This is a genomic window from Arthrobacter sp. SPT-J7 (assembly GCF_059089965.1).
Genome location: NZ_JBNHFF010000112.1, coordinates 1 through 10,471, shown reverse-complemented (window position 1 = coordinate 10,471; position 10,471 = coordinate 1). Strand labels below are relative to the sequence as shown.

The 10,471-nt window shown below is 65.8% G+C and carries 10 protein-coding genes, 1 pseudogene and 1 riboswitch; all 11 genes and pseudogenes read right to left on the bottom strand.

Translation table 11 applies throughout. The annotated features are described in order from the left end of the window. Positions 1-35: 35 nt before the first annotated feature. The gene (gene rsfS, locus AC5RWX_RS25710; protein WP_494099112.1) at positions 36-437 is read right to left on the bottom strand and encodes a ribosome silencing factor; all 402 of its coding nucleotides are present in this window, start codon (positions 435-437) and stop codon (positions 36-38) included. Between the two features lie 45 nt (positions 438-482). Beyond that, positions 483-1,739 (bottom strand): hypothetical protein, encoded by a 1,257-nt coding sequence (locus AC5RWX_RS25705; protein ID WP_494099111.1) that lies wholly within the window; start codon positions 1,737-1,739, stop codon positions 483-485. A 7-nt stretch (positions 1,740-1,746) separates the two neighbouring features. Next, positions 1,747-2,415: a nicotinate-nucleotide adenylyltransferase gene (nadD, locus tag AC5RWX_RS25700; RefSeq protein WP_373461673.1), complete on the bottom strand. Its 669-nt coding sequence runs from the start codon at positions 2,413-2,415 to the stop codon at positions 1,747-1,749. 1 nt (position 2,416) lies between these two features. After that, on the bottom strand, positions 2,417-2,647 hold the full coding sequence (locus AC5RWX_RS25695; protein WP_494099110.1) for a hypothetical protein: 231 nt from the start codon (positions 2,645-2,647) through the stop codon (positions 2,417-2,419). A gap of 78 nt (positions 2,648-2,725) precedes the next feature. Then, positions 2,726-4,105 (bottom strand): glutamate-5-semialdehyde dehydrogenase, encoded by a 1,380-nt coding sequence (locus AC5RWX_RS25690; protein WP_494099109.1) that lies wholly within the window; start codon positions 4,103-4,105, stop codon positions 2,726-2,728. Between the two features lie 26 nt (positions 4,106-4,131). Next, a complete protein-coding gene (proB, locus tag AC5RWX_RS25685; protein WP_494099108.1) occupies positions 4,132-5,283 on the bottom strand; it encodes a glutamate 5-kinase in 1,152 nt (383 codons plus the stop codon). Continuing rightward, on the bottom strand, positions 5,273-6,862 hold the full coding sequence (gene obgE, locus AC5RWX_RS25680; protein WP_494099107.1) for a GTPase ObgE: 1,590 nt from the start codon (positions 6,860-6,862) through the stop codon (positions 5,273-5,275). The genes proB and obgE overlap by 11 nt, the downstream gene beginning before the upstream one ends. Positions 6,863-6,977: 115 nt before the next feature. Further along, on the bottom strand, positions 6,978-7,241 hold the full coding sequence (gene rpmA, locus AC5RWX_RS25675) for a 50S ribosomal protein L27 (RefSeq protein ID WP_009372867.1): 264 nt from the start codon (positions 7,239-7,241) through the stop codon (positions 6,978-6,980). A gap of 59 nt (positions 7,242-7,300) precedes the next feature. After that, on the bottom strand, positions 7,301-7,609 hold the full coding sequence (rplU, locus tag AC5RWX_RS25670) for a 50S ribosomal protein L21 (protein WP_142045052.1): 309 nt from the start codon (positions 7,607-7,609) through the stop codon (positions 7,301-7,303). A 263-nt stretch (positions 7,610-7,872) separates the two neighbouring features. After that, positions 7,873-9,396 (bottom strand): bifunctional hydroxymethylpyrimidine kinase/phosphomethylpyrimidine kinase, encoded by a 1,524-nt coding sequence (gene thiD / locus AC5RWX_RS25665; RefSeq protein WP_494099106.1) that lies wholly within the window; start codon positions 9,394-9,396, stop codon positions 7,873-7,875. A 7-nt stretch (positions 9,397-9,403) separates the two neighbouring features. Beyond that, positions 9,404-9,501, bottom strand: a riboswitch (TPP riboswitch). A gap of 166 nt (positions 9,502-9,667) precedes the next feature. After that, positions 9,668-10,471: pseudogene (locus AC5RWX_RS25660) on the bottom strand (ribonuclease E/G); the annotation flags it as partial.

The window sequence follows — 10,471 nt, the reverse complement described above, 5'->3', positions numbered from 1 at the left end:
TCCAACTCGGGCATATTCGACTGGTTTCCGCCTAATTACTCCGTCTCGGTGGAGGCGGAAGCTTTCGCCGATGCGTCATCCCCAAGCTGGAGATCCACCACGGGGCAGTCCTTCCACAGGCGCTCCAGTGCGTAAAAGACCCGGTCTTCTTCATGCTGGACGTGGATGACGATGTCCGAGTAGTCAAGCAGTACCCAGCGTCCGCCGGAGCGCCCTTCGCGCCGGACGGGGCGCAGATCCTGTTTGGCGAGTTCTTCTTCGATTCCGTCAACGATAGCGTTGACCTGCCGCTCGCTGGGGGCCGAGGCAATGAGGAAAACGTCGGCAAGGGCGAGGCGTTCGCTCACGTCGAGGGCCACAATGTCCTGGGCAATCTTGTCCGCGGCTGCCTTGGCGGCAACGCGGGCTGTGATGATGGATGAATCTGATGCAGTCACGGGACTCCTTGTTGGTTAGAAAGCTGATGGGGCCGGCAGTGCCGGTTAGCGGGACATTCCGCTGATGATCAGGAAGATGCCCGAGACGAGGGCCAAAATCCCGAAGGCCAGAACACAGAACTGGAGGATGCGGTTGCGCGAGGCGCGGGCCAGCCCCGCCGTTGCCGCGTCCAGCGGATCCAGTCCGTGGGCCGACCGGGCCGGAACCGGGGGCAGGTCCTTGAAGGCGTCCTCGCCGTGGCTCTCCGCCGTCACAGCCGGTGGCAGGACAGCGGGCCTGGGCCGGGCTGCAGCCCTGGCGGCTGCCTCCGCACGGGCTATGACCTGTGAGCGGCCGGGTCCGGCGTCGGACGCTGCCGGCCGGGCACCCCCGGCCGGACGCCGCTTCTTGGTACTGGACGGCGGAACTTTCGTACCAGGCCGGGTAGTGACCGGTACGTGGCTTGTTGCCGGCGGTTTCATAACCGGCCGGTCAACGCCCGGCACCTGCACGAATTCCAAAGGGGTGACCATGGCGAGGTTGCTGGCGGTCGAGGGTGCGGACCGCTGCGCCGGCCCGGGTGCCGCCTTCGGTCCCTGCTGCTGCTGTGCAAGTTCTGCGGACGAGTCATTGGCAAGGGCAGGGAGGCCGGTCTGCTCGGCAAGCTTCTGCTTGGCCATGGCCCGCCGGTTCAGCACGGCCGCGCGCTCAGCCAGGGCGATCTGTTCCGCCAGGATCTCGGGGTCCACGGCTTCGGGATCGAGAGAGGCGATGTGCTCCATCTTCGCGATCTGGTTCTTGGCCTGCTCGGCAATAAGCACCCTCGCTGCCAACGCCTGTTCGACAGTCATGCCGTGAGGGGCATCGGAGATCGGCGAGGGTGCACTGTTTGCGCCGGGGGAATCCTGCTCCCCTGCGACATTCTCCCTGGAGGCAGGAGATGCGGGGACCTTGGCACCGGCGTCGACCGGCCCGGCGGGGGCAACGATGGGGGTGGCAGCGGTAAGCGCTTGTTCCTTGAGCTGCTGCAGGCGGAGTTGGCGTCGGGTGGGCGGGCCTCCAGCTGCCAGCTGGTCCTCTTTTTCTTCCAGCTCCTTGATAGTGCGCAGGGCAGCACGGTCCCGCGCCCGGATCTGCGAGGAACGCTGGGTGTGTGTCTGCTCAGGAGCCAGTGCCGGTGTGCCCGGCGCAGGACGGCTTGCCGCGGGCTTTTTCGTGGCAAGCGAAAGCTGATCCGTGGCTGTGGACACGGATGGCTGTTGCGCATCCCTGGCCTTCCGGAGTTCCCGGCGGCTGCGGATGGGGGGCTGTTCCTGACTCATAGAGAACTCATTCAGTGCTGGCTGGTTCGCTTGCTTCGGAGGTTGGAGCATTGGCAGCCGCCGGGGCGTCCAGATAAAGGCCGTACTTGGCGATGTACTGGACCACCCCGTCCGGCACGAGGTACCACACCGGGTTGTTCGCCGCCACCCGGGAACGGCAGTCCGTCGATGAGATGGCCATGGCGGGCACCTCAAGGAGGCTGACGTCTTTCCTGCCCATACCGTCCAGCACGTGCCCCGGCCGGGTAACCCCTACGAAGTGGGCCAGTGACCACAACTCGTCGATGTCCTTCCAGGACAGGATCTGCGCCAGCGCGTCGGCGCCGGTGATAAAGAAAAGATCCGCGTCCGGGCGCTGGGCCCGAAGGTCACGCAAGGTGTCGATGGTGTAGGTGGGCCCGGGACGGTCGACGTCCACCCTGCTGACCGTGAACCGCGGGTTGGAAGCCGTGGCAATGACGGTCATGAGGTAGCGGTGCTCGGGTTCGCTGACCTGTTTGTGGGACTTCTGCCAGGGCTGGCCGGTGGGGACAAAAACCACTTCGTCCAGGTCGAACTCGGCAGCCACTTCGCTGGCTGCCACCAGGTGGCCATGGTGGATGGGGTCAAAAGTCCCGCCCATGACGCCCAGGCGCAGTCTGCCGTTGGCTCCGTTGTGGTGAAGAACGCGGGAAATGTTAGTGGCCCTGCCCGTGATCGTGCTTGTTGGGGTGCTGGCGGTGCGGATCCGCGTGCTCCTCGGTGGCAGCGTGGCGCTTTCCAAGGTTTGAGTAGGACAGGGTGATGAACATCATCACCAGCAGGATGGCGAACGTGACCACTCCGAAGACCCACGGCTCAGCCCACAGCGGGGCGAGTTCGTGTTCTTCGCCTTCGGCGATGGTCGTGGCAATCTGCTGGAACAGCATTTTCTCCCCTTGGGTTCAAACGATTGTGGCAGCGGAAAGCTCCGCCGTTTCTGACTTCTGGTCTATGTTACCGCGTTGCTACCCGCGGACCTGGCCCTCGCCCTGGACGATCCACTTGGTGGTAGTGAGTTCGGTCAGGCCCATCGGACCCCGCGCATGCAGCTTCTGGGTGGAGATTCCCACCTCCGCGCCAAGGCCAAGTTCCCCGCCGTCGGTGAACCTGGTGGAAGCGTTGACGATGACGGCCGCGGAATCCACTTCGGCAATGAACCGCTCGGCGTTGGCGAGGTCATTGGTCAGGATTGCCTCGGTGTGCCCCGTTGACCAGGTGCGGATGTGCTTTACAGCCTCGTCCAGGCTGTCCACCATGGCAACAGCAAGGTCAAGGTCCATGTACTCGGTGCCCCAGTCCTCGTCGGTGGCGGGTTCGGAGTCGATGGATGCGGGAAGGGAGGCCCGGATGCGCTCATCGGCGTGCAGCCGGACGCCGGCCTTGCCCAGGGCGGCGGCGACGGCGGGCAGCACCGTTGAGCCGGAGTGGACCAGCAGGGTCTCGACCGTATTGCAGACGCTGGGCCGCTGCGTCTTGGCATTCAGGAGGATCTCCACGGCCATGTCCTCATCGGCGGACTCGTCGATGAAGATATGCACGTTCCCCTCCCCTGTCTCGATGACCGGAACGGCGGAGTTGGTGACCACTGTCTGGATAAGTTCACGGCCGCCGCGGGGAATGAGCACGTCCACCCTGCCGCGGGCACGCATGAGGACGTTGGCACCGGCGCGGCCGTACTGGTCAACTGTCTGGACGGCATCGGCAGGCAGGCCGACCGATTCGAGTGCCTCGCGCAGCAGGCGCACCAGCACGTGGTTGGTGGCCTCCGCAGCGCTGCCTCCACGCAGGATCACGGCGTTGCCGCTCTTGAGGGCAAGCCCGGCGATGTCCACGGTCACGTTCGGCCGTGCCTCGTAAATAGCGGCCACAACACCCATGGGTACGTTGACCTGCCGAAGGCGCAGCCCGTTGGGGAGGGTTTGTCCGCGGACCACGTTGCCCACCGGATCGGGCAAACCGGCGAGGTTCTCCAGGGCCGCCACGAGCCCTGCGATCCGGGCTTCAGTCAAAGTGAGCCGGTCCAGCATGGCAGCTGAAGTTCCGTTGGCCTTTCCTGCTGCCACGTCCTTCGCGTTCGCGGACAGGATTGCCGCAGTGCTCTCCAGCAGGGCCGCACCGACGGCGCGGAGCGCCCGGTCCTTCCAGGCGCGGTTCGCCATGGCCATCCGGCGGGCTGCCTGGCGCGATCGGTCAGCGATGGCGTGGACTGCTGCTTCGACGTCGCCGGCGGACAGCGGAACCTCAGCCGGGACCGGGGCTGCGGGTGACTCGACGGGAGGAACACTGGCAGGCGCAGCAGTGTCTCCGGAGTTTTCAGCGGTCTTGTGGATCAGGGCCTCAGTCATGTTCCAAGTTTAGGCGAGCCTGGAGCTCAAACCAGCACGAGGTCATCTACATGAACAACTTCACGGTCGTAGCCGCTGCCCAGCGCCTCACCAAGGTCCCTGGTAGACCTGCCCAGCATCTGGGGAAGCTCGGCAGACGAGTAGTTCACCAGTCCGCGGGCCACCACGGTGCCGTCGGCACTGGCGATCTCAACGGCGTCGCCCGCTTCAAAGTCGCCGTGCACCGCGGAGATCCCCGCCGGCAGCAGCGACGTGCGGTGGTGGCGCACAGCCTTCACGGCGCCGTCGTCCAGGACCAGGCGGCCCTGCACGGACGCCACGTGCGCCAGCCACAGCAGGCGGACCGGTTTGCGGGCTCCGTTGACGGTGAACCAGGTCCCTACGTCTTCGCCGTTCAGCGCAGCAGCGGCGTTGGGCGTCGATGTGACCAGTGCGTGAATGCCCGAGCCGGCAGCCATGGTTGCCGCCTCCACCTTGGTCAGCATGCCGCCGGTTCCTACGCCGGCTTTGCCGGCCTTGCCGATGGAGACGCCTTCCAGGTCATGGGGGCCTTCAACGAGTGGGATCCTCCTGGCACCAAGTGACGGCGGGCCGTCGTACAGGGAGTCGACGTCGGACAGCAGCACCAGCGCATCGGCCCGAACCAGGTGCGCCACCAGGGCGGCGAGGCGGTCGTTGTCGCCGAACCGGATCTCGTGCGTGGCGACGGTGTCGTTCTCGTTCACCACGGGAACCACCCCGAGGTTGAGCAGGCGGTCCAGGGCTCGGAATGCATTGTTGTGCTGGCTGCGCCTCATCAGGTCCTCGGCGGTCAGCAGGACCTGGCTGACGGTGACGCCATGTGCGCCAAACGCCTGGGTGTAGCGGGCCATCAGCAGGCCCTGGCCTACGCTGGCGGCCGCCTGCTGCGTGGCCAGGTCACGCGGACGCTTGGCAAGCCCCAGCGGAGCCAGGCCCGCGGCGATGGCGCCCGAGGACACAAGGATGATCTCGGTTCCCGTATTCCGCTTGGCAGCCAGGGCGTCGGCCAGGGCCGTCAAGGATTCCTCGGAAATGCCGCCTTTGATGCTGGTCAGCGATGAGGAACCCACCTTGACCACCACGCGTCCAGCCTTGGCCAGCACACTCCTGTCCACCGACCGGGCAAGCGGTTCCGCGGCTGCAGCCCTAGAACTCATCGCCTGCGTCCAGTCCACTCTCCTTGATGGGCTTGGCGACCCTGCGGCCGCTCACTGACTCGGTCCAGATGCCTGCCTTGCGTTCCGCTTCCAGTTCGGCGCGGGCGGCGGCCTTGGCGTCTTTACGTTCCTGCTGCTCTTCACGCTTCTGGCCACGGGTGGGGCGGTCACCGAGATCAGCGAACCGGACGTCGGTACCGCGCGGTGATGCGAGGAGCTCCGCGCCTGCCATCATGGTGGGCTCCCAGTCGAAGACGACGCCGTCGTCCTCGCCGATAACCACGGTATCGCCGGGCTTGGCGCCCTGCTTGAACAGTTCCGTCTCCACGCCAAGCTTCGCGAGGCGGTCAGCAAGGTAGCCGATGGCTTCCTCGTTGGTGAAGTCCGTCTGCTTGACCCAGCGCTCCGGCTTTTCACCGATCACCCGGAACAGGGGCTCGAGGCCCTTCTCCTCACGGCGGATCTTGAAGCCCGACTCATTGACCGCACGCGGGCGCAGCACGGCAGGCTGCACCTTGGGCGGCGCAGCGGCGACGGCATCACGTGCCGCCTTGACGATTCCAGCCATGGCGAAACCGAGCTGGCGCAGGCCCTCATGGCTTGTGGCGGACACTTCAAACACCTGGTAGCCGCGGGATTCAAGTTCCGGGCGCACAAAGTCTGCCATGTCCTTGCCGTCGGGCAGGTCCACCTTGTTCAGCGCCACCAGGCGGGGGCGGTGGTTCAGCGGAACAACTTCGCCATCCTGCCCGGCGTAGCTCATGTCAACAGCGTACTTTTCCAGCTCGGCCTCAATGACGGCGAGGTCGGAGAGGGGGTCGCGGTCCGATTCCAGGGTGCCGCAGTCCAGGACGTGGACCAGCGCCGCGCAACGCTCCACGTGGCGCAGGAAATGGTGGCCCAGTCCCCTGCCCTCGCTGGCGCCTTCGATAAGGCCCGGGACGTCGGCGATGGTGAAGCGGACATCCCCGGCCTGGACGACGCCAAGGTTGGGAACAAGAGTAGTGAAGGGGTAGTCGGCAATCTTTGGCCTGGCCGCGGACATGGCGGCGATGAGGCTGGACTTGCCGGCGGACGGGAAACCCACCAGGGCGATGTCGGCGATCGACTTCAGTTCCAGGACAATATCGCTGGATTCGCCTTCGATGCCGAGCAGGGCGAATCCCGGAGCGCGGCGTTTCTGCGATGAAAGCGCCGCGTTGCCCAGGCCGCCGATGCCACCTGCTGCGGCTACGTACTCGGCGCCTTCTCCGACAAGGTCCGCGAGGACGGTGCCGTCTTTGGACTTGACCACGGTGCCGTCCGGGACGGGGAGAATGAGCGTCTCGCCGTTCTTGCCGCCGCGCCAGTCGCCCATGCCCGGGCCGCCGTTGCTGGCGTGGCGGTGGGGTGCGTGGTGGTAGTCCAGGAGCGTGGTGGTCTGGTGGTCCACGCGAAGGATCACGTCGCCGCCGTTGCCGCCGTTGCCGCCGTCGGGACCGCCCAGGGGCTTGAATTTCTCGCGGTGAACGGAGACACACCCGTGGCCGCCGCTACCGCCGGATACGTGCAGTACTACCCGGTCTACAAAGCTGGCCACGTGGATCTCCTCAGTGCTGTTTCCTGGACGCCGCGGGCGCCAAGACGATTGTAATGCGGTTAAAAGAACAGTGGAGCGGACCATCTGGCCCGCTCCACCGCTTCAGAACTATTTGTTACTCTGCAGCTGCAGCAGCAACGATGTTGACGACGCGACGACCGCGGCGGGTGCCGAACTCGACGGCTCCCGGGGTCAGTGCGAACAGGGTGTCGTCGCCGCCACGGCCAACGCCGGCGCCCGGGTGGAAGTGGGTGCCACGCTGGCGGACGATGATCTCGCCGGCGGAAACAACCTGGCCGCCGAAGCGCTTTACGCCGAGGTACTGAGCGTTGGAATCACGACCGTTGCGAGTGGAGCTCGCGCCCTTTTTATGTGCCATCTGAAATGCCTGCCTCTAAATTCTGGGGATCTGCTGAAAAACCTGAACAGTAACGAAGGTTACTGGATACCAGTGATCTTGACCTTGGTCAGTTCCTGGCGGTGACCCTGGCGCTTCTTGTAACCGGTCTTGTTCTTGAACTTCTGGATCACAATCTTCGGACCACGGAGGTCGTTCAAGATTTCAGCCGTAACAGTTACCTTGGCCAGGTCAGCAGCGGCAGAGGTGACCTTGTCACCGTCAACCAGGAGCAGTGCGGGCAGCTGAATGGTGCTGCCAGCTCCACCGGCGACGCGGTTCAGGGTAACGAAGTCTCCAACGGAAACCTTCTCTTGGCGGCCGCCTGCGCGGACAATCGCGTACACCACTTGGGAACTCACTTCTCTCGACGTTTATTACTAAATTTGCGTGCGGAACCGACCTGTAAAAGCCTGGTTTCTCGCTGTGCCTCAACGCCGTGGGGTCATAACCCAAGTGTTGGCGTAAGCACCGAAGATCTAGAATACGCTAATTTTGCCTTCGGCCGCAAATGAGGCTGGTTCCGGCGGGTGGACTGTGATAGGTACCACAGCTCAACTCCGACGTCCGCACCGTGCCCCACCATAGTACCGGCAAGGCAACGGACAGTGCCTCAGGAGTACAGGCGCGGCGCGTCGAAGAAGTCCACTTCCAGGCGGCAGGACTGCCTAAACGCCGTGACCATGGCTGCCCGCTCCGCTGCCGAAGCCAGGCGGGCTGCTTCGTCCACAATCCCAATGGCCCTGCGGGTGGCAGCTGCGAAGTCTTCGTCGGCGTAGGTGCGCAGCCAGTCCGCGTACGGGTGTGCCGGTGGTTCACCGGCGGCAACGAACCGGGCGTGAAGCGTTGCGCCCACCTCCGCGTAGAGCCAGAAGCAGGGCAGGACGGCCGCCGCCAGGACTGCATAACTGCCCGACGCGGATGCCGCGGTCAGGTGGTCCACATAGGACTTGGTCACGGGGCCGAGCCGGGGCTGGACGGCTCGGGTGCTCAGCCAGGAGCGGTGCAGCTCGGACTCAACGTCCAGGCACTGCCGGGCAGAGGCAGCCCAGAAGAGCTGCTCTGCCTCGGTGGGTGCCAGTGCACTGGACCTGGCCAGCACGCGTGAATAGCCGTTGAGGTAGATGGCGTCCTGGGCGAGGTAGTACGCGAACTGCTTTTCCGGCAGGCTGCCCGAGGCCAGGTTGCGGATGAAGTCCAGGGCATAAATGTCGTCCAGGTCCTGCTGCGCCTCACGCCACAGCTGTGCGGCGAAACTCCCTTCGGAAAGCAACGGCGGCTGGTGGTGGAAGTGGTGCACCGGGCCGTTCCCTGTTCCCACCTCCAGCGCTCCGGATGCCTCCAGCGCGCCGGACAGCCAGGGCTTGACTTCCCGGAGGGACACCTCCCAGTCCCCCAGCCGAGCCTGGGTGGTTGCCATGGCGGAGGACAGGGAACAGCCAGTGCCGTGGCTGTTTCCTGTTGCCACCCGCTTCCCGGGCACCACCACTACTTCGTCGGACAGAAGGCCTGTGGTGTTCACCAGCGCATCGGGGCACTCGTTGCCGTCCAGGTGGCCGCCCTTGACCAACACTGTTGCACCGGTGGCAGCAGCGAGGGCGCGGCCCTGTTCCAGCGCGCCGGCCCAGGTGTCCTGCAGTTCCCCGCCAACGAGCATGGCGAGCTCCGCCAGGTTGGGGGTGATGAGGTGGGCCAACGGCAAAAGCCCACGCAGTGCCGCCTCGGCGGATTGCTGCAGCAGCCGGTCGCCGCTGGTGGCCACCATCACCGGGTCAAGGACCACGACGGCGGGGCGCACCTTCCGGAGCCACGCCTCCACTGCCTCGATCACCCCGGCACTGCCCAGCATTCCGATCTTCACGGCGTCGATGCCGATGTCGTCACTGACTGCATCGAGCTGCTCCCCCAAAAACGCTGCAGGCGGCACATGAACGGACCGGACTCCACAGGTGTTCTGGGCCGTCAGGGCAGTGATGGCAGCCATGCCGTAGCCGCCCAGCGCGGCGATGCTCTTCAGGTCGGCCTGGATACCGGCTCCGCCGGAAGGATCGGAGCCGGCAATGGCAAGGACCCGGGGGACGGGCCTGCCCGGGGGTGTGGGTGCCGCGGGGAAGATCGCCGAGGTGGCAGTGGGCATTACAAGAGTCGTAGACAAGAGACATCCCTTCGCCGGTGCTAGCCGGACAGGTTCAACGGGTGTGAATCTCAGCCGGCTTTTTGCGCGGCACCCCGTGTCGGTTACCAAGCCTAGCTTTTTCGCCTGGCGCGAGCCGAAGGTGACACATTGCTACAGGGCGCCGTGTCCCGAAAGGCCGCACTGCCCTTGCCTCCTTGACCTCAAACGCGGAATGCCCGGCCGGCCACTGCTGTGGCTGGCCGGGCATTTACGTATTCAACGCCGGTGACGCTTAGAGCTCCGAGGCCGGAACCCCGACGCCCAGGATGATGGGCGCCTCGGCCGTCTTTGTGGCCGGCTTCGCGGTGCCCGCATTGCCCTCACTCAAGGCCCCGGCACCGGACGGTTCCGGGGCCTTGGCCTCGTGGGTATGCCCCGTGGCGGCTGCCGTCACGTTTTCGTGATGCTGCACAGCCGTTTCGTTGGCAGCCCCCTGGGCGCGGCTGGCGCTGCGGTTGCGCCGCGGCCGGCGCTGCCGGGACTGCTCCAGGGTGTGGTCGCTGTAATCCTTCGCGGGCGTTGCGGCAGCGGGCGCCCGAGCCGGCTCCACTGATTGGACGGGCTCCGCCGGCGTCTGCTCGGGTTCTACCTGCTCCGGTTCCGCCTGCCCGGCTTCTACCTGCTCCGGTTGCTCCTGCCCGGCTTCGTCCGCCGCCGGTTCGCCCAGGTGGGCGAAGGCCTCAGCGAGCCGGTCCAGGGTCAGGGCCGGTTTCTGCTGCTGCTCTTCAGCGTGCCCCACGAACGGCAACACCACCTTCTCGCCGCCGAAGGTGAGCACGGCAGCCTGGCGGGCTTCGTCGTCGCGCTTTGCAGCCTCAGCTGCAGAGGCAGCGACCGGCTGCTCCGCCGCCTGCTTGGCAGCCGCCACTTCGTCATCGTGCAGGTGCGCTGCATGCGCGGCGGCCGCGATGTTGGCAAGGGCCAGCCTGGTGGCCTCCGCCTTGGCATGCCGTTCAGCCTCCGAGGGGTCCGGGTGGACTGTGTGGACGTGCACCGCCGCTGCCGGGGCAACCTCCGGCTGCTGGCCGCCGCGGCC